Raw genomic sequence first — 18242 nt, forward strand, 5'->3', positions numbered from 1 at the left:
ATACTAATTGAAAGCCGCCTCGTCTTCCGGGGAAAAATCGCCTTTTACAAAAAGCAGGGTAAAGCTGGTACCCCTTTCGCGCGCACTCGTTACTTTAATCACGCCGCCATTCTGTTCTGCAAATTCCCGGCAAAGCAATAGCCCGAGTCCCGTGCCCCGCTCACCATCTGTACCATATTCCGGATGCTGGTGGGAAGTGAACAGGGTACTGAGCTGCTGCGGCGACATGCCCATGCCGTGATCCGTAATAGTGATCACCACTTCATCTGTTATCTGCGCTTTTACTTCAATCTGCCCGCCGGTATAACTAAACTTCAGCGCATTACTGAAAAGGTTGCGGAGGATCACCGACACCTGGTCGCGGTCCGCATACAAAGCCGTGGATACAGGTATCTGCAATTCTACCGTAATCTGCTTTTGCTGTATGATCAGTTCAAAGAAATGAAGCACTTCCGTTACCACCGGCGCCAGTAAAAAATGCCGGGGCCGGGTTTGAATGCCTTTCATGCTGCGGGTGCTCCAACGCAATACATTATCGAGCGTAACACCCAGCTGCGCCACTTTTTTGTGCAGCACATCCGCCGCTTCCTCCATATCATCACGGGGATATTGACCTTTCCGGAACATGTCCAGCAGGCTTTCCAGCGTGGCCAGCGGGCTGCGGATATCATGCGCCACTATAGAAAATAGCTTTTCCTTATCCTTGTTCATCGACACTAATGCCTGTCGCTGCTGCTCAATTTCCCGCTGGTAATCCGACTGGATATACTTAAAAAAGCTAAGCGCCACCACTACAAACGATAACGCAATCGCCACGTTCCACCACACCCTTTCCGCCGGCACCGGCGGCGCCAGGTACCACGACCGCGGCATAAATACGATCAGCATAAAAGCTGCGATCACCAACACACTCATGCTGCCCACTATCCACTTGTTGTCGTAAATCAGGATCACGATAAAAAGGATGTTCAGTAAGAAGTATTCCGCCCCGTTATGAAAGTAAACACCGGTGAAAGTATAGATCACAATGCTGATGCAAATAAGCACTATCCTTGCGCTAAGGTACATCCGGTTTTTATGGAGTATCAGTACCAGTACCGAAGTGGTGGTAGTAATGGCATTCAGCGCCGCTAATATGTACCTGCCCTGAATCGTATTTAAAATACAATAGAAAAACATAAAGGGAATACAGGGCAATGAGAGCAAATTCAATAACTTTGTGCGCCTGGATTCTATATAAGGCATAGCAGGATGCACACCAACATTCACAATGTTGTTCCAGTGATATTCGGCTGAACGGTATAGAAATTGCTTGACTCCCTGCAGCATAGATACCGCAAAGATACTTTATAACGTTTGTCAGCAGGATATTTTTTTTAACCGGACGTCCCTTCTTCACACACCTTTTCCCAATTATTTATTTTTTTAATTTATTAAGATGAACAAAAAAGTAAGAGATCACTTTTTTATTGTCACGGGTGGGCCCGGCATGGGCAAAACCGCTATCATAGCGGCGCTGCGCGAACAGGGACATATCACCGTTCCGGAAACGGGCCGGGAAATTATCCGGCAGCAGGTAGCTGCCGGCGAACAGGCGCTGCCCTGGGCCAACCGGCAGGCATTTGCCCGGCTGATGTTTGAGCAGTCGCTGCAGGATTACCTGGAGCAGCCGGCAATCAACCGCCCCGTATTTTTCGACCGGGGTATCGCCGATACCATCGGGTATCTTGAACTATGCGGGCTGCCCGTTCCGGAAGAAATGGAGCGCGCCGCCGCCTTATACCGGTTTAATCCAACTGTGTTCCTCGCCCCGCCGTGGATGGCCATTTATGAACACGATAAAGAACGTAAACAGTCTTTTGAAGAAGCCGTGCAAACTTATGAAAGCATGATAAAAGTCTACAGCCGGCTGGGATACAGGCTGGTAAAGCTGCCTGAAGCCACCGTGGCGGAACGGGTGGCATTTATACTGTCAGTTTCCAGGTGATCTGCGCCGTTGGCGCCAACCCCTTGAAAAATCTGGATGCTGGTTAATACAGCCGGTCAAAAAAGTAAACAAAACAGCCCGGCTTCCCACGGGAAAAAACTATATTTATCCGCCCTCCGCTATCGGGGGCTAAATGGTGAACAATTATCCTGATGACAAAAACGAGTTTCATTCAAAAAATCAGCACCGGATTGTTATGCGGTTTACTCACGCTAACAGTATCTGCGCAGCAAAAACCCAACATCGTTATTATTTATGCAGATGATCTTGGATATGGAGACCTGAGCTGTTACGGCATGAAGAAGATCCGGACACCGCATATCGACCGGCTGGCGCAGCAAGGCGTCCGGTTCAGCAATGCTTATGCAACTTCTGCTACATGTACCCCTTCCCGTTTCGGGATCTTAACGGGCAAATATCCGTGGCGGCAAAGAAATACAGGTATCGCACCCGGCGATGCTTCGCTGATCCTTCCTACGGATCACCGCACCCTTCCGGGCATGCTGAAAGATGCCGGTTACCAGACCGCCGTTATTGGCAAGTGGCACCTGGGTCTTGGCGACGGCGCCAGGATCGATTGGAACAAATCCATCAGCCCAGGTCCGCTGGAAGCAGGATTTACCTATTCCTTTATTATGCCCGCCACCCTCGACCGCGTGCCCTGTGTGTTTGTGGAAGACCACCACGTAGTAAATGCGGATCCTAATGATCCTATCGAAGTAAACTACAAACATAAAACCGGTAACGATCCTACCGGGCTGGAAAACCCGGAAAAGCTGCGCATGCACCCCGATCCCCGCCAGGGACATAACCAAACCATCGTGGACAGCATCAGCAGGATCGGCTGGATGAGCGGCGGCAACAGCGCCCGCTGGAAAGATGAAAACATTGCCGGGATCATTACCCGCAAAGCCATTGACTTTATCGGCAAAAATAAACAGCAGCCGTTCTTTCTCTATTTCGCCAGCGGCGATATCCATGTACCCCGTTACCCCAATAGTTTGTTCCGCGGCAAAAGCGGCATGGGCCTGAGAGGAGACGCAATATTGCAGCTCGACTGGACCGTAGGTGAAATTGTAAAAGCACTGGACAGCCTGGGGCTGACCCAAAATACCCTGATCATTTTTTCCAGCGACAACGGCCCCGTACTAAACGACGGATACCTGGATCAGGCAGCAGAGCTGGCCGGCAACCACCATCCCGCAGGACCTTTGAGAGGCGGCAAATACAGCGCCTTTGAAGCCGGCGCCAGGGTGCCTTTCATCGTTAAATGGCCTGCCGGGATCAAAGCAAAACAAACTTCCAACACACTTATCAGTCAACTGGACCTCTTTGCTTCCTTTGCCCGGTTAACCGGCCAAACCATACAGCCCGATGAAGCGCCTGACAGCTTTGATATGCTGCAACAGCTGCTGGGCAAATCCCGTCAAAACCGCCCCTATTTGGTTACGCATGCCGGCGCCCTCGCCATTATTTCAGGCGACTGGAAATATATATCGCCCTCAAAAGGCGCAAAAATCGACCTGGATGTAAATATTGAGCTGGGCAACGATACAGCGCCACAACTCTACCACCTGGCTAACGATGCCAACGAACAGCACAACGTGGCCACACAATACCCCGACAAAACCCAGGCCCTGGCAGCAGAACTGGACGCGATCCGCCACAAGCCACAAGCCACAAGGTAGATAGGGGCTTACTGCGGATTTTGTCTTTCTCACTGATTACGCTGATTATACTGATTTAGGGATTTGATCACTTTGGATTTAAAATGATTTTGGGAGATATAAGCGGATATTTTCGCTTATATCTCCCAAAATCATTTTAAATCCTTTATAAAATCCCAAAAGTAAAATCAAGCAAATCAGTATAATCAGCGTAATCAGCGGGAAAGACAAAATCCGCTGCATTACTTCGCATGGCTGGCACGATAATGTTCCAACAGGAGGTCCCCGCCAAAATCGTTTTTCATATCCCGCACGATGGTGTGAATGTGGTTGGCGTTATTCTGTGTGTTATCGTATTCAATAATGAGGCCCGGTCCCTGAATACGGTAGTAGCAAGGGTTTCCCAACGCATGTACCGTACTTCCCGCCCATGTAAACCATAAATTATCCAACCCATCTTTCTGAATATCCTTCAGCATTTTATCGGCAAACAATTTGGTAAAACGATGTACATACACATTAATAAGCCCCAGTAACAGCTGCTGATGCGCGGCGCTCAGCTCTTTAAAACGGATACCTTCCGGATGTGCAATCATCGCGTTACGGCTGTTGCCTGTAATGATTTCCGCCGGCGCCTTAGTGGTTACCAGCGCCTTCTGTAACTCCTCCGGGGATAAGGCATGCAGGAGATCAAAGGCCAGCGTTGTTTCTTCTCTCAATACCTCTTTATCTTTTTGCGGTCCTTCCAGCACAATAGCAGGATTAGCGCCCAGGAAAGCCGGGGTGCCCGCTACCAGTTCTTTTTTATCTGCCGAAAAATTAAATGCCACATGATGCCCTTCAAACCGCCAGCCCCAGATAGTATTGGCGGCAGGTACCCCAAAAATGGTCAGGAAGTATTTGCCGGGATCGCGGTAGTGATCGTTTTCTTCCCGGTGCTCCAGTTGTTTCAGCACCAGGTCCAGCTGCATAATATCATTCACCTTCTTCACGGTAGCTTCGCTTAATGCGGTGCTCAACAAAGCCATGAGCGCTTTGCGCTGCGCGGGGTTCAGCTCATTTACAGAGATACCCTTCCGGTCGTCACGGGGCACATAAGCAAAATGATAGCGTTCCCCGGTATCAAAAGGATACAATGTTTGCGCCTGCTGCGCTTTACTCAGCAACCGGATAAACTGATTGGCTTTCTCCGGCATCTCCTGTGCCCGGAGAAGCCCGGTGAATGCGCAACAACTAATAATGAATAACAGGAACGACCGGTGCATAAGCAGCAATTTGAATAACGTGGAAAATAATAACAGATAAATATAATCGATCAGCAACGATTCTGCAACCTTATCCCCGGATGAAAAAATCAAAAAAATGATTAATTTAGAAGGATACCCCTTATACATAACATTATGCCGGCGAAAAACCCTGTTAAATTAACCGTATCCGACTTTATTCACAACCGCGTAGTGATAGAGGAGCTGGAGAGTTTAAAGGAAACCTTTGATCCTGCCGCCAGTGGTGGCAAACCTCTGATCGTATCTGACGTACTCGATGCCGAAGGGCATCAATATGTAAACCTGGTACAGAAAGGTGGTGGCGTATTTGGTATTGCCCTCGTAGGATATACTTATATCCTGGAAGAAATGGGTATCCGGTTCCTCCGGTTGGCCGGTACCAGCGCGGGAGCCATCAATACGGCCCTGATCACGGTGATTAAAAATAAGTCCGATAAAAAATCCGCGGAAGTACTGCAGGCCATCTGCGACCTGGATTTTTTTTCGCTGGTAGATGGACATCCTGCAGCACGCACACTGATCAAAAATTTTATTACCCGGAAAAACTATATTGATAAAGCCAAAAACAAACTGTTAGTGGTACTGGCGGCATTTGCATTGCTGATAGCCGGAGATGTAGTGCTGGTGGGACTAAGCAACAAATACCCCACGCTGTACGTATGCACCGGTATCTGTTTTATCCTCAGCGGATTTTTATCGCTGGTGCTTGGCATCGGTATTTCCTATGTGATCGACCTCTTTAAACGGTTGAAGAATTCAGGATACGGAATAAATCCGGGAGATGTTTTTTATGACTGGATCAAACGGCTGCTGCGGGAAAACCAGGTGACCACGGTGAGCGATCTGAATAGAAAAGCTGCCATCTGCCCGGCGCTGCAATTGCGGGTGCCCAATCAAAGCGGGCTGGAAGAACTGAAAGGAGACGTCACCTTTATTGCCTCCGAACTGGTTACCCAGAATAAGATCCAGTTCCCGGCCATGTGTTCCCTGTTCCGCACCGATGTGGATACCCTCTCTCCCGCAGGATTCATCCGCGCGTCGATGTCCATCCCCCTCTTCTTTGAATCTTATATGATCAATGATATTCCGGCAGACGATATCCGGATCAAAGACGCGTGGAAAAAGTTTTTCGGCATCACACAGCCGCCTTCCACTGCCCGCTTTGTAGATGGCGGTATCCTGTCCAATTTCCCGATCAGTATTTTTTTCAATGCCAATGTAACGGTACCGAGACTACCATCATTTGGGATTGACCTGGACGACAGCAAGCCGGCGGACAAACAGGAGAATGCCTTCAGCTGGTCGCTCACCGGGTATTTCGGACGCATGTTTAATACCATCCGTAACTACTACGATAAAGATTTCCTGCTTAAAAATGAAGTGTATCAGCGCGGGGTGGGGAAAGTGGATATGTCGTCCGACCAGTACAACTGGCTGAACTTCTTCCTGTCCGATAAAGATAAAATAGACATGTTCGTACTCGGCGCCAAAGCTGCCTGTGAATTTCTAAGAAACTTCGACTGGGATACCTATAAAAACGACCGCACAGATCTTCAAATCCAACTCAAAAAATAAATATGGAACCTGTTATTGCAAATGCCTGGTGTTGGTTATGTTTTTCTGCAGCCCTGTTGCTGCTCACCGCTTTTATTATGCTCCGGCAGGCACGGCACTTTTATCTCCTGGATGTAGTGGTGCGCAAATTCAGCATCATCGATCTGCAGTTTCCGGCTTCTTCCAAAGAAATTCCGGAGCTGATCAAAGGCATCTATGCATTGCCGGCGCCGCAGCAATCACGCACGCTTGCTGCACTCCGCGGACAATTGTGGGTCGATTTCCTTTTTATGCCGGCCCTTTATGGAAGTATCTTCCTGCTGTGCACACAGGTAGCCAATAAAATGACGCCTGCCGGCGAAATATTCTTTGAATGCCTGGCATGGCTCCAGCTCATTGCCTGGTTGTTTGATGCAATGGAAAACGGCTATTTGCTGAATAAAATAAAACCGGATGTAACGCCCTCCACGCCTGAAGTACACAAGGCATATCAGCAAATGGTGTTTGCCAAATGGCTTCTTTTACTAACCGGTATCGTATGCGCCTTTTCCGCGTTGTTGTTTTTCTGGGTGTCGGGGAAATATGAAACGCGGTCGCTGCATTACCTGTTGATCCTTGTGGGAGAAGGGATCGTATTTGTTATAGCGGAGGTAATAGCAGGCAGGCGCAAAGCCCCCGAAGATGCAGCTCCCGTAGTATAACGGGTGTTATTAAGATGTAAATTTATTTAACCATTCCACGTTTCACTTTAATTCCCATGAACACGATGCAATCCAGAAGACATTTTATTAAAAACGCAGGTATGGGTCTTGCAGGGATCGGGTTTCTTCCCGTGCTGGGCCCTATCGGTCAACTATGGCGCCCTTCCGTACTGCTGCCCCATGCCCTTCCCGAATCGCAGGGAGTATCATCCGCCGGAATCCTTTCTTTTATCGAGGCCGCCAATGCCTCCGGCATCAGCTGGCATAGCTTTGTTTTATTGCGGCACGGGCATATTGTGGCAGAAGGCTGGTGGAATCCTTATGCGGCGGAATTTACACACTCGCTGTATTCCCTCTCCAAAAGCTTTACCAGCACCGCCATCGGCATGCTGGTAAAAGAAGGCAAACTGGATATCCAAAGCCCCGTCGTTTCATTTTTCCCTAAAGACGTACCGGCTAACCCGTCTCCCAATCTCCGGAAAATGACGGTGAAGCACCTGCTTACCATGAACACCGGCAATGGCGCAGATACCCTGCCACCAATGCTTAAATCAAATAAAACCTGGGTACAAACTTTCCTGGAACAACCCGTAGACTTTGAACCCGGCGCCCATTTCCTGTACAATACCGGCGCCACCTATATGCTGGGGGCGATCCTTCATGCCGTTACGGGGCAAACGCTGGAGCAATACCTCGCTCCCCGGCTGTTTGAGCCGCTGGATATTACCGGGTACGACTGGGAAACCTCTCCACAGGGGTTGAATACCGCCGGATACGGCCTCCGTGTTAAAACAACAGACATCGCAAAACTGGGGCAGCTATATCTGCAAAAAGGAAAATGGAATGGTAAAACACTACTCACCGAAAGCTGGGTAAAAGATGCCACTGGTTACCAGACCTCCTCACAGCAAGGCAACGGCGACTGGGCCCAGGGATATGGCTACCAGTTCTGGCAATGCAGGCATGGCGCCTACCGCGGCGACGGCGCCTTCGGTCAGTATTGCATTGTAATGCCCGATAAAGACGCCGTGCTGGCAGTGACCAGTCAAACCGCCGACATGCAGCAATCCCTTAACATCATATGGGAACACCTGCTGCCCGCACTGCACGAAGGTGTGCTGCCGGATAATCCTTCGGAACAGGCCGCACTGAAAACAGCACTGGCGCGTTTAGCCCTGCCCGTAGTAACAGGCAACACTGCCAACGACATAGCTTCCCGGTACCAGCACAAAATATGGACACTGGATAAAAACGATTTTAATGCCGCCTCCATGCAGTTCGACTTCTCACCGGCCGGTTGTACCTGGACCACCCAAACAACCGAAGGCATTGCCAGTATCCGCTTAGGCTGGGAAAAATGGATACTGAATAAGGAACGGCAGCTTTATAAATTTCCTGAAATAGGATTGAACCATCAGCCCACCAAAGTAGCCGGCACCGCTACCTGGATCAACAACAACACGTTGCAGCTGAACCTCCGCTTCGTGGAAACGCTGCACGGCGACAGGATTCAATGCGTATTTGAAGGAGATAAATTAACCGTTACGTTCCTCGATAGCCTGACTGCCATGTCCGCGGGCAAGGCCGATAGCCGGAAACCATTGAGTGGCGTTATGAAGGGTTGAGCCGGGTATGTTGCTCATGCCTGATAAAAGATTGATCCCGCTTTATGAGCGGATTTTTTTATTGATCCATTCAATCTCACAATTGTCGCAAATCGCCCCTAAGAATGTCGTTTAAACAGACCTTCCCTCTTCAGCAACAGCGCTATCTTTATCTTACAAAATCATATTCATATGGCAACTGTAAAAGAAGCACCCGCAAAAGGCAAGCTGAACAAGCAGTTTAGCGCAACACTACAAAAAAGTCCCAACGCCGGAGGTTGGACCTACGTGATATGGCCTGATTCGGTGGCCTTTTTTGGCACCCGTGGCCTGGTAAAGGTAAAAGGCACTATCGACAACCACCCTTTTCAGAGCTCGTTTATGGCCCTGGGAGATGGCACCCACAAGCTTCCTGTAAAAGTGGAGCTAAGAAAGCTACTTGGGAAAGAAGCCGGGGATGCCGTAACGGTGAAGCTCACCGAACGGCTTTGAGGGGTAGCGACGGCGAGGAATTTTTAACGGACCCAGGCGGCCTTAGTGCATTCATAGTGCATTGATAGTGCATGAGGAGTCCATGAGGAGTCCATGCGAACAGTATTGATAGTGCATGGATAGTCCATGATATACGCAAGTCCGAGGTATTGGCGAAGCATCCGGGAAGTAACAGGAATATTGGGCTTCATCTACTTCAACACCTCCCAGATCACCTCCCCGATATTCCCGCTGGGCACCTGGATATTCAGCAGCGCCGCCACAGTAGGCGCAATATCCGTCATACCGGTGGTACGGTAGGTTTTGCCGGGCTTAATCCCCCAGCCCATCCATACAAGCGGGATATGTGCATCATAAGGATACCACAGGCCATGCGTAGCGCCGCTGCGGCCACCATCTTTCCAGCCGGCCTGTATCAGCAGGATCACATCGCCGCCGCGCTGCTTATTGTAGCCATTTATCAGCATGGTGCGTAACGGCTCATGCAAAGCGGCCGTACCGAGGTCGTGTAAACTAACGGCGTCGGCTATACCGGGAGTAGCTTTCAGCTTCTCTATCACCAGTGTTATTACCTGTTGCAGCGGAATGTTCCGGGCGGCAAAAGCGGGCCGGTTGAGATATAGCTGGTAAGCCGACAAAGCTACTACACCTTTTGCCACACCAAATTGCTCCGCGATAGCGGTGTTAATGTCTTTCAACACAACATCTGCATCCAGCAAACCGGTTGGCAGCCGGTGTGTTTCAAGGAAGCCGGGCGACTGCGACACACCATGATCAGCGGTGATAAAATAGAGATAGTTTCCTTTGCCGAATCGTGTATCGAGATAGGTGAAGAATGCTTCCAGGTCTTTATCAAGTCGCAAATAAAGATCTTCTTCTTCAATAGAATTAGGGCCAAACTGGTGGCCAACGGCATCGGGAGAAGAAAAGCTGACGGCCAGAAAGTCTGTTTCCGTACCGGCGCCAAGCGCGTACCCTTCTATGGCTGCTTTGGCAAAGGCAAAAGTAAGTGTGTTGCCATAAGGAGTGGTACGTATCGAGTTCTTTTCCCTGCCGGTGAAGGTATGCGGAAACACCGGCGCCTTTTCATGACCAAATGATTTCTCATAGTCTTTATTATCCGCATCGCTTTGCGTGTAGCTGGTGATGGGATATAATGTTTCCCAGCCTTTGTCCAGGTATTTCACCGGGAGCTGTTGTTCATTAAAGCGTTGCGCCCATTCGGGTAGCGCCTTCATGTAATAGCTGCTGGAAATAAAGTTGCCCGACTTGCCATCATACCAGAAAGCTGCATTGGCCGTATGTCCCCCAGGAAGAATAGAGGCCCTGTCTTTCAACGCTATGCCTACCACTTTGCTTTTAAAATTGGTGGCCAGCCGCAGCTCATCTGTTACGGTAGAAACAAGGAGATTGCGGGGCGACATATTCCCCGCTTTCCCTTCTGCGCCTACCGTGGTTTCGGTGCTGTCTTCCGTGCAGTACATGGATCGCTGCAACTCCCGGCTGTACCAGTCGTTGTCCACGATGCCATGCACTGCGGGGCTGCTGCCGGTGTATACAGATGTATGTCCGCAGGCAGTTACCGTAGGCGCGTAGTTGATATACGTTTGTTCGCATTTAAAACCTTCGCGCAACAGGCGCTTAAAGCCGCCATTCCCATATCTCGCGGCGTAGCGGTACAGGTAATCCCAACGCATCTGGTCTACCATCATGCCTACCACAATCCGGGGTTTGGGTGCGGGCGACTGCGCCGCTGCAGTCACCGCCAGTATCAACAGGATGCCTGCTGTATAAAGTTGTTTCATACTTTTAAATTATTCTAATACTTTCAGGTAACGCGCCATCCAGTAGGGTAACAAAAATTCATCTCCTGCCAGCTCGGATTCACCGTTGCCGCCACCATCCAGGGTAAAGGCGTTGGCGTTATGACGGTGTACCGGCTGTTCATCCAGCGGCAGCAGCACTTCGGTATATTGATGCCGGAAATTTGGCGGAAGGAGTGTAATATCTTTACGGTTAGAATTGGTAATTTTCCAGGTGATCAGGTCCATCGGGAAAGTTTGCAGCCACCAGGTAGTGGCAGATGCGTCGTAATCTCCTGTGGTGGCCAGCGCAATCAGGTTCCATACGGCGTTCTTTTCCGGTTGCTCCACTTCCCAGTGGTTACGGATAGCGCCTTTATATTGTGCCTTCAGCTCATCGGTGAATGCATATTTATACAACACCCAATAAGTAAGAAAAGCCATTTCATCATCAGAATGATTCCAGCCGCCCATTCCCATATCAATTCCCTGGTGCTGGTATCCTGGTGTTGGTTTGATGGTACGGTAGTCGATCTGTATATTTTTCAGATAGCCGTACCTGTTAAGCAATTTATACGCTTCTGTTTTATATTTCTCTTTGCCTGTTAATTTATACGCCAGCTGTAAACCCGCAATGATGGTAGTGCTGCCCAGTCGCCGGTCGCCGATGGTAGTCGGGTACCAGTTGATGTACTCAGGGTTCCAGCGGGCCCAGAGTGTAGGTTTATTGTCGATATCCACCATCGTATACTTATGATCTACAATGTGCGTCATGATCTTATCAATAAAATCAGTGACCCGCTTCTTTTCTTCCGGTGTTTCTGCCACCATCTCATTCAGTACCGCGGTGATCCAGATATAGGCTACATATTCATCGCTGCTGGTATGTCCTTTCCACTCCCATTCGGGATCAGGTGAATCGCGCCATCTTTCAGGATCAGAATTTTTATAGCCTTTTCTTTCAAATGTGCGGGAAGGAAATCCTGTTAACTGGTTGATCGATAAAATTCTTTCAAATGCTTCAAAAGCTTCCCAGGCATATCTTTTAGCCATTGGCTCATGTGTAACCGCATACCGGAAAGCCTGGCTGCCGAGATAAAAGCTGCTCCATAAACCATCATTATCGGTATCCGCCATTTCAGCTGATCCTACGTCTCCGGGAGGATTCAGGTGGAGGTTGGCGATGAAGCCATAGCGGATGTGCCGCTCGCGGATCTTGCGCTCAAAGAAGGCAGTTTTCTGCGCGAGTGTTTGTTGTATAAAAGCAATTTTATTAAGACCGGTACCGGTTAATACATACACATCACCGTGGCTATCGGCAGCCATACTTTTCACCACATCCTGATCCAGCCAGCGTTTGGATGCGAAGTAACGGTAGGCGCCGGAATCGGTGCGCATGAAAGCGCCCGCACCGGTGCCTGCCCAGATGTGCCCATTAGTTACCAGCAGCTCATTGATAACGGGAACGGGTACACGCGTTTGCAGCGACATACTGGTATCACCGCTATTGCGGTTAATACCATAATAGCCGTTAGCTGTACCAAGCAGGATATCGCTTCCTTTGAAAGCCATAGCTGTAGCATCCTTCACCGTATGTACCGGTACAAAACGATGATCCTTCAGTACATAAACGGCTTTATTGGTTAAGATAAAGAAAGTGCCTCCGTTAGCTTCCATCCGTTGCACGCCTTCAGCAATAAGTGGCAGCTCCTCCAATTTTCCATTGTTGCCAATAGCCAGTGCGTTGCTACCAGACAATAACATACGACCGGCAGCATCTACCGCCACCCGGTTAAATTTCCCCTGCGGGAGATTGATATACGGGATGCCTGCATAACCATTGGTCAGGCATTTGTCTGCATAGAGATAATATAGATGACCGCTCCCTTCCTGCGTAGTAACATCTACGGGGATCTTCTGTGCCAGCGGGCGGAAACGCAGATCGCGCACCAGGTCGTTTCCGCTGAGGCGATAAAAGCCCTGCTTCGTGAGCACCTGTACGTTATCGTTATAATCGGTGATCACTTTGATCAGCTCCAATCCCTGCGGAACGTTGTACTTAACGGAAACCGCCTGCGTAAAAGGCAGGTCGGACGTGGCACGGGCGGAGCACGACAGTAGCAGGGCCGCCGCCAGGTAAGCTATTTTTTTCATTCCAATAATTTTATAATTTAATGAGCCACACTTCTGTAACCCTTGAATGTTGTCGCCAGTTAAGATGTTCTTCATCGATATTATCCCATGTCAGCAGCAGGGTGCCGCTTTTACTGATAGCTGCGGGTACAGGAAATTCCTTTATCTCCCCTATTCCTTTGTTATAAAGAGATGGCTTGAGCAATACGCCATTCGCCCGTAGCAGGCTTTCACCATATCCTGTTATTCTTACAACGTAGTGTGCAGTAGTATCGAGGTGATCATAACGCATGGCAGAAGGCCAGCGCAGGCTCACCATCCACGACAACCGCTTGCGGCTGTAACCACTCTCCCACCAGTCGAAGCCCGGCGTATCACTGCGGCGCATCAGCGGATCGGTATGCAGGTCTTCCCTCCGGACTACATGCGGCGATTTCGATACATTGCCGATATCATCGTAGAAGCTGCCTGGCCCGGGATTTTCCCATCTCCCTAAAGTATCCAGCGCCTTACGCTGCTCCGCCAACGGAAGCGTTTTGATATAACGGAATTGATCTTCCAGCCACCAGCGGTTATTTAACGGCCGGTCCAGGAAATCCAATACCGCCCCTCTTTCCGGCCCGGCGGCTTTATACTTGGCCACGCTGGTTTGCAGGGATACCGATTTATACAGCTCATCGCACAACGCCACAATACGCTCGCGCCATTGCGGCATTACTCTTTTATCTGCCTGTTGCAATATCTTTTCTGCATTGGCCATCTCATTGCCCTTATGTTCCAGCAGGGTGCGGTTTACCTCCGCTTCCAGCGCGGCTTCCCGGATGGCGCGCTCACGGGTATACGCATCGTAATAAGCTCTTAACAAACACATCTGCCAGCGCCAGTTGCCGGACAATTCTGCGTGTAGCCGTTCCTGTTGCTGCCACAGTGTAAGCGTGGCCGTTATACTGCCATTCTCCGCCACGGGGCCTTCCCAGTTCTTTTCCAGCGCGAGGATGCCATCTGCTATCAGCTCCGGTGACGCGGAAGGGAAAAAGTAATTGGCGTACTGGATCATCATCTCCCGCACACCGGCCTGGCTGTTCCAGCCCAGCATACTCCAGAGCATTTTATTGATATCGTCGTGCGCGCCGTCGGAGTAGCTGATGAAGCCATCCATATCAGGCGCAATAAAACGGTAGACGTTGGCATAATATACCGGCTGCGGGTTCACCGGCTCACGGCCAAGGCTAAACGCAAATGCCGGGTCCCACCACACTACGGGATAGTCGCAGCGAACGGTATGGGTGATATCCGGGTAATGACGGATCTTGTATTGCGGCGGCAGAGACGCCCGCGTATCTTCCAGCGAAGGACTGGAAGGCCCCACTACGATGCCTCCCAGCCACAATGGTTTGTGTTGATGGATATAAGAATAAACGAATGCGCATTCCGTGGAATCGTAGCCTTGCAGCGACAACCAGATAGCGGCCTTCGGGTGATACTGCTTTAACGGAACGGCTAAGTCCTCCAGCAACGGCAGCACCAGCTGCGGCGCATTGTTACCGGGATCGCCACCGGGGAAGAACACCGCATCCAGCCGCACCGATTCGCGGAACAGCGTATCAAACTGCATCAGGAAATGGTGTCTCTTAGTAGTATCCTTCAGATCAAAAGTAGCAGGTGTCCATACTGAAAAATCCAGGTCGTATTTTTTACAGTACCCGCTGATCCGGCGGGTCATCTCGTTAGAGGAAACGGTGAAATGCGGCGATGCCGGCATAAACGGAATGGCCTCTATACTGTTAGCCCCGAAGATGGCCAGGTCGCGGATATACTGCTCATATTGTTCCGGCGTCCATCCGTCGTAAGAGTTAGCCAGGTTGCGGTAACCGATCTGGTGACCACGGATCCCCTTTTCAGGTGTGGCATCTGCATTGATCACCGCTGGCAACACTGCCTCCTTTTGCTGGTACTGCATGATACGCAGCAGGTAGCCTGCGCCATATAACAAACCGCGGGGGCCATCTCCTTCTACGAAAATAGTACGACCTGTGGTGCGGATATGATAAGACTCCTTGTTACATTTCTTTGTTTGAAAGATGATCACCCTCCCGTTTTCCGGAGCCCGCGCGGTAATGGGCCATACGAGACCAGTACGGCGTTTCACTTCTTCCTGTAATACCTGTGCGGCGATCTGCTTATCTTTCGATACAATCGTCACCTGTGCTGTACAAAGTTGCGGAATGAAAAATAATATGATAAGGAATCCTCTCATTATTTCATAAACTGATTAGTAGAAAAAGGAATAACAGGACGGTTATTTCATTTTATTCTTCAGGAGATTTTCTCCGTTGGCTTGTTTCTCCAGGTCAAAGGCATCATACAATTCGCCGGTAGTTGTATAGGCGCGGAACGATACCATCTTTGGTTTTACATCTACTACCTGGAATAGCTGGGTATAAGAGCCGGTGCGGGTCATCCACGGCTGTGGATCTATCTCCGACATTTTGGGCCCGCTTACAGACACCACGTATACCGGTCCTTTGTTGCCATCCCGCCCGCGGGCATAGGTGTGGTCATGCCCCTGCAATACGAGGTCCACTTTATACCGGTCGAATAGCGGCTTAAAGTTTTCACGCAGCCGCTCATTGTTCCGGCTCTTCTTGGTAGACAGGACCGGGTGGTGGAACGTGATGGCCGTCCACCGGTTGGGATTGTTTTTCAGCAACTGTTCCAGCCACACCTTCTGACGGGCGAGTAACGTATCGGATATTTCCACCTCCTGCGAGTTGAGTGAAATAAAACGCATGCCCTGTACATCTGTATAGTAGCAGGTTTCCTCCAAACCCGCCGGACCGTTTTCCGGCAAGGTAAACTGTGGTCGCCAGAAGGCAGAAGGTACATCCTTACCTGCAGCGTTTTCGTAATATTCGTGGTTACCCGTGGTCATCATACCAGGAACGGTGCTATGAATAAAGCTGCCTGCTTCAAACCATTGCTGCCATTCGTTGTTATTATTGCCACGGTTCACCAGGTCGCCCGCGTGAATGATGAGGCGTGCATCCGGCGCCACCGACCAGGCTTTGCGGATTGTTCTTGACCACATAGAAAGAATGTTGGCCTGCGCATCTCCCAGGTAAATAAATGAAAAGGGTTCGCCCGGCAATCCTGCTGTACGGAATGAAAACCATTCACTCCAGTCGTTCCCCTGCCCTACGCGGTACACGTAGTTGGTATTGGGTTGGAGGCTGTCGAATGTAAAGTGATGATACCGTACCGGTAAGGAATCTGCGAAAGGCGGTGTTGTAGCCGCGGTATATCGTACAGCCGTTGCCGTGAAACGCGGATCGGCAGTAGCAGGCGCCAGTTCAGCATAACTAATAGCTGCATCCTCACTGGTTCTCCAGGTAACTGCCGCTGAGCGGGAAGGGTTTGCCGTTACATTCATTACAATCCTGTCGGGTCGCAAACGCTGGGCATATGCTTGCTGTAAAAAGCAGGTGGCCAGCAGCCACCCGCTTATCAGTATTTTCTTCATAGCTTTTACTTCAGGTACCACATCAGCGTGGTTTGTTTATCTGCTCCAAATACGGTGAGTGCTTTCTGGTATTGTTCTTCATTGGTATCTCTTTCGCCGGTAGGATAAATATATCGTTTAGGCAGCACCGTAGTAGACGACATGGGACCGAGCACAAACTTAGGCAGGCCCGTACGGCGGTTATCAAACCATGCTTCCGCGCCTTTCAGGAAACCGGCAATCCACTTCTGACCGATGAGCTGTTCCAGGGTACCATTGTATTTTACAGACGCCTGGTTGAAATAACCGGAATCAATGGCAGCCTGATCTACGCCATAAAATTTCATGTTGGCATGGATGCCGTCATAGTAGAGACTTTCCGCTGTTTTACCCGGCACGGTTACTTTACCCGCCTGCACACATTCTGCGAGGATGAAACACACTTCTGCATAAGTGAGCATGCTGGCTTTTAACATATCTCCCTTAGTGCTGCTGAACAAAGAAGAAAGACGGGAAATATGATACTTACCGCCATTATAGTCATAAGGTGCAGGAATCGCATTGGGTACGCCTACATAAGGATTGGGATCTGTTGTCCATTCTTTCAGCGAATCCACCCGTGCTATCCATACCTTCAGGCGGGGATCATTGCGTTGTAACAAAGCATCTACAATTTCTTTGCTGGGCTTGCGTTTATCGAATTCATCAAAGGAACTTCCCTGCGGGCTACCCGGCCAGCTATTGGCCGCTACAGCGCCCTGGTAAATGATTTCCGCGTTATCTGCATTGCTTTCAAAAATGGGATATTTACTTTTGTCATTCAGGATCTCCTGCATCTCTGTGAATGCAGTGGGATAGTTTTTAGAAATGCGTAACAACATCCGCAAACGGAGCGAGTTGGCAAATTTGCGCCAGTTCAGCGGTTCTCCCTTGTACATCACATCTGCCGTAGCATCTACCTTATCGGTGATAGTGGCCAGCTCATTATTTGCTTCTTTCAGCGTTTGCAATAAAGCCGGGTATACGGTTTGTTGCGGATCATACTTAGGATGCGCCAACGTTTGGTTCTTCAGTTGCAACGCCTCGCTGTAAGGGATATCGCCAAACAGATCAGTGACATACGCAAAGTTAAAAGCCTCCAGTACCTTGCCTACAGACACATATTGCGGTACGTTCAGCTTCTTCGCCAGATCCATCATTTCCCGGTTGGACGACAGCTTTGAATAATAGCTATCCCAGCTTTGAGGCCCCCAGTCGAACTTATCATTTCCCTCATTGCGCACCATCGTAATATAACGGCCGGCGGAAGCAGGTTCATCAAAGTAAGCCTCCTTCTGGTAATCATAAGCGGTATTGATCAACACGGAGGATAACAGGAATTCAGGATTGATCACTTCCGATTCATTCGGATTCACATTGAGATCTTGCAGTCCTTTTTCGCAGGAAGCAAAAAGAACACCAAAGATCAGTATCAGGTATTTAAAAGGCATGCGTTGCATAACCATACAATTATTGGT

General features: G+C 49.7%; 13 protein-coding genes. 6 read left to right on the forward strand and 7 right to left on the reverse strand.

Annotated features, from left to right (window positions below):
- Positions 1 to 3: 3 nt before the first annotated feature.
- Positions 4 to 1329 (reverse strand): sensor histidine kinase, encoded by a 1326-nt coding sequence (locus tag ACMXI2_RS14650; protein ID WP_483782307.1) that lies wholly within the window; start codon positions 1327 to 1329, stop codon positions 4 to 6.
- 109 nt (positions 1330 to 1438) lie between these two features.
- On the opposite strand from ACMXI2_RS14650, the gene ACMXI2_RS14655 reads away from it, so the two are divergent.
- Positions 1439 to 1987, forward strand: a complete 549-nt coding sequence (locus ACMXI2_RS14655) for an AAA family ATPase (RefSeq protein ID WP_483782308.1) — start codon at positions 1439 to 1441, stop codon at positions 1985 to 1987.
- Positions 1988 to 2139: 152 nt separating this feature from the next.
- Positions 2140 to 3675, forward strand: a complete 1536-nt coding sequence (locus ACMXI2_RS14660) for a sulfatase family protein (protein WP_483782309.1) — start codon at positions 2140 to 2142, stop codon at positions 3673 to 3675.
- Positions 3676 to 3896: 221 nt separating this feature from the next.
- Here the strand turns inward: ACMXI2_RS14660 and ACMXI2_RS14665 are convergent, their stop codons facing one another.
- Positions 3897 to 4919 (reverse strand): DUF3500 domain-containing protein, encoded by a 1023-nt coding sequence (locus ACMXI2_RS14665; protein ID WP_483782310.1) that lies wholly within the window; start codon positions 4917 to 4919, stop codon positions 3897 to 3899.
- A 135-nt stretch (positions 4920 to 5054) separates the two neighbouring features.
- On the opposite strand from ACMXI2_RS14665, the gene ACMXI2_RS14670 reads away from it, so the two are divergent.
- The 4 genes from ACMXI2_RS14670 (at position 5055) to ACMXI2_RS14685 (ending at position 9291) form a co-directional block, all read left to right on the forward strand.
- On the forward strand, positions 5055 to 6515 hold the full coding sequence (locus ACMXI2_RS14670; protein ID WP_483782311.1) for a patatin-like phospholipase family protein: 1461 nt from the start codon (positions 5055 to 5057) through the stop codon (positions 6513 to 6515).
- Between the two features lie 2 nt (positions 6516 to 6517).
- Entirely contained in the window at positions 6518 to 7195 is a 678-nt protein-coding gene (locus ACMXI2_RS14675; protein WP_483782312.1) for a hypothetical protein, read from the forward strand.
- Between the two features lie 65 nt (positions 7196 to 7260).
- On the forward strand, positions 7261 to 8820 hold the full coding sequence (locus tag ACMXI2_RS14680; protein WP_483782313.1) for a serine hydrolase domain-containing protein: 1560 nt from the start codon (positions 7261 to 7263) through the stop codon (positions 8818 to 8820).
- A 171-nt stretch (positions 8821 to 8991) separates the two neighbouring features.
- Positions 8992 to 9291 (forward strand): DUF1905 domain-containing protein, encoded by a 300-nt coding sequence (locus ACMXI2_RS14685; RefSeq protein ID WP_111580326.1) that lies wholly within the window; start codon positions 8992 to 8994, stop codon positions 9289 to 9291.
- A gap of 191 nt (positions 9292 to 9482) precedes the next feature.
- Here the strand turns inward: ACMXI2_RS14685 and pafA are convergent, their stop codons facing one another.
- The 5 genes from pafA to ACMXI2_RS14710 are packed head-to-tail and all read right to left on the reverse strand — an operon-like array spanning position 9483 to position 18230.
- Complete coding sequence (pafA, locus tag ACMXI2_RS14690) at positions 9483 to 11096, reverse strand: alkaline phosphatase PafA (protein WP_483782314.1); 1614 nt, start codon at positions 11094 to 11096, stop codon at positions 9483 to 9485.
- Positions 11097 to 11105: 9 nt separating this feature from the next.
- On the reverse strand, positions 11106 to 13247 hold the full coding sequence (locus ACMXI2_RS14695; RefSeq protein WP_483782315.1) for a cupin domain-containing protein: 2142 nt from the start codon (positions 13245 to 13247) through the stop codon (positions 11106 to 11108).
- Positions 13248 to 13257: 10 nt separating this feature from the next.
- Entirely contained in the window at positions 13258 to 15483 is a 2226-nt protein-coding gene (locus ACMXI2_RS14700; protein ID WP_483782316.1) for a glycoside hydrolase family 20 zincin-like fold domain-containing protein, read from the reverse strand.
- Positions 15484 to 15525: 42 nt separating this feature from the next.
- A complete protein-coding gene (locus ACMXI2_RS14705) occupies positions 15526 to 16746 on the reverse strand; it encodes a purple acid phosphatase family protein (RefSeq protein ID WP_483782317.1) in 1221 nt (406 codons plus the stop codon).
- A 5-nt stretch (positions 16747 to 16751) separates the two neighbouring features.
- Positions 16752 to 18230: a SusD/RagB family nutrient-binding outer membrane lipoprotein gene (locus ACMXI2_RS14710; protein WP_483782318.1), complete on the reverse strand. Its 1479-nt coding sequence runs from the start codon at positions 18228 to 18230 to the stop codon at positions 16752 to 16754.
- Positions 18231 to 18242: the final 12 nt, after the last annotated feature.

It is taken from the genome of Chitinophaga sp. G7 BAM 1005 (assembly GCF_057126945.1).

What these genes read in the sequence shown, in the direction of transcription:
- ACMXI2_RS14675 (WP_483782312.1), top strand. Translation starts at nt 6,518, where the DNA reads ATGGAACCTGTTATTGCAAATGCCTGGTGTTGGTTATGTTTTTCTGCA.
- ACMXI2_RS14680 (WP_483782313.1), top strand. Translation starts at nt 7,261, where the DNA reads ATGCAATCCAGAAGACATTTTATTAAAAACGCAGGTATGGGTCTTGCA.
- ACMXI2_RS14695 (WP_483782315.1), bottom strand. Translation starts at nt 13,247, where the DNA reads ATGAAAAAAATAGCTTACCTGGCGGCGGCCCTGCTACTGTCGTGCTCC.
- ACMXI2_RS14705 (WP_483782317.1), bottom strand. Translation starts at nt 16,746, where the DNA reads ATGAAGAAAATACTGATAAGCGGGTGGCTGCTGGCCACCTGCTTTTTA.
- ACMXI2_RS14685 (WP_111580326.1), top strand. Translation starts at nt 8,992, where the DNA reads ATGGCAACTGTAAAAGAAGCACCCGCAAAAGGCAAGCTGAACAAGCAG.
- ACMXI2_RS14655 (WP_483782308.1), top strand. Translation starts at nt 1,439, where the DNA reads ATGAACAAAAAAGTAAGAGATCACTTTTTTATTGTCACGGGTGGGCCC.
- ACMXI2_RS14660 (WP_483782309.1), top strand. Translation starts at nt 2,140, where the DNA reads ATGACAAAAACGAGTTTCATTCAAAAAATCAGCACCGGATTGTTATGC.
- ACMXI2_RS14665 (WP_483782310.1), bottom strand. Translation starts at nt 4,919, where the DNA reads ATGCACCGGTCGTTCCTGTTATTCATTATTAGTTGTTGCGCATTCACC.
- ACMXI2_RS14670 (WP_483782311.1), top strand. Translation starts at nt 5,055, where the DNA reads ATGCCGGCGAAAAACCCTGTTAAATTAACCGTATCCGACTTTATTCAC.
- ACMXI2_RS14710 (WP_483782318.1), bottom strand. Translation starts at nt 18,230, where the DNA reads ATGGTTATGCAACGCATGCCTTTTAAATACCTGATACTGATCTTTGGT.
- pafA (WP_483782314.1), bottom strand. Translation starts at nt 11,096, where the DNA reads ATGAAACAACTTTATACAGCAGGCATCCTGTTGATACTGGCGGTGACT.
- ACMXI2_RS14650 (WP_483782307.1), bottom strand. Translation starts at nt 1,329, where the DNA reads ATGCTGCAGGGAGTCAAGCAATTTCTATACCGTTCAGCCGAATATCAC.
- ACMXI2_RS14700 (WP_483782316.1), bottom strand. Translation starts at nt 15,483, where the DNA reads ATGAGAGGATTCCTTATCATATTATTTTTCATTCCGCAACTTTGTACA.